This is a genomic window from Kitasatospora sp. MY 5-36, assembly GCF_001182915.1.
Lineage (GTDB): Bacteria > Actinomycetota > Actinomycetes > Streptomycetales > Streptomycetaceae > Kitasatospora.
The window spans coordinates 1-970 of record NZ_LFVW01001296.1 but is presented as its reverse complement, the minus strand read 5'-3'; the positions used below and the strand labels follow the sequence as shown (position 1 = coordinate 970).

The 970-nt window shown below is 76.3% G+C and carries 1 pseudogene; it reads right to left on the bottom strand.

Features of this window, described 5'->3' with window-relative positions:
* Positions 1-386: 386 nt before the first annotated feature.
* Positions 387-970: pseudogene (locus tag AE652_RS42060) on the bottom strand (hypothetical protein); the annotation flags it as partial.

Genomic DNA, 970 nt, shown 5'->3' with positions numbered 1-970 from the left:
CAACATCCGGGAGGTGCTGGAGTTCGAGACCGGCGGCCTTGGTCACGGGGGCGGTGGGGGCGGCCGCGTCGCTGTTGTCCGGTCCGCAGGCCGTGGCGGTGGCGGCGATCGCCGCGACGGCGGCGGCGGTGAGGGCGAGGCGGCGCGTGCGCATGGGGGTCTCCTGCTGTCGTCCCGGCGGTGCGGTTCACCGGCGTGCGATCACCGTACGGGCGGGTCGTTCACGGGCCGGTGCGGGAAATATCCCGATCCTGTCCCAGAAGGCCTGCGCCAGAAGGCTTGTGTCAGAAGGCCTGTACGGACGGGGTGTTGGACGACGCGCGGGCGGGGAACGCCGCCGGGCCGGCCCCCGCAGGAAGGGGGCCGGCCCGGTGGAACGGGGCGGGTCAGCCGAGCAGTTCGCCCTGGAGGGTGACGACCTGCCGGAAGGGCGCGGTGGGCACGCCGGCGGGGTTGGTCATGGTGATGACGGCGACGACGTCGGCGGCGGAGAGGTAGGCGACGCGGGCGGTGGGGGCGCCCTTGGTGCCGGCCGTGGTGGACTCCACGAGGGTCAGGCTGCTGCCGTCGAGGGCGTCCCAGTCGTCGTGGGGGGTGCCCTTGGTGGAGGGCGCGGCCTTGGGGCCGCCCTTGGAGCGCACGTCGGCGAAGGCGCCCCAGGACTCCCGGACGGAGCCGAAGCGCAGCAGCCGGATCTGGGTGCGGGTGCCGTCGGAGGCGGTCCACTCCCGGACGGTGGCCGCGCGGCAGGCGTGCTCCAGCAGCACGGAGCGCATCTTGACCGGGTCCTGCTGCTCGTCGGCGATCGCGTCGCAGGGCACCCACTGGCCGAACGCGGATCCGGCGGCGGAGGCGGACGCGCCGGCGGACGCGGAGTCCGAGGGCGCCGGGGAGGCCGGGGCCGACGGGGCGGCGGTCGGCGAGCCCGAGGGGGTGGCGGCCGCGGTGGGCGCCGGGAAGACCGGCGGGG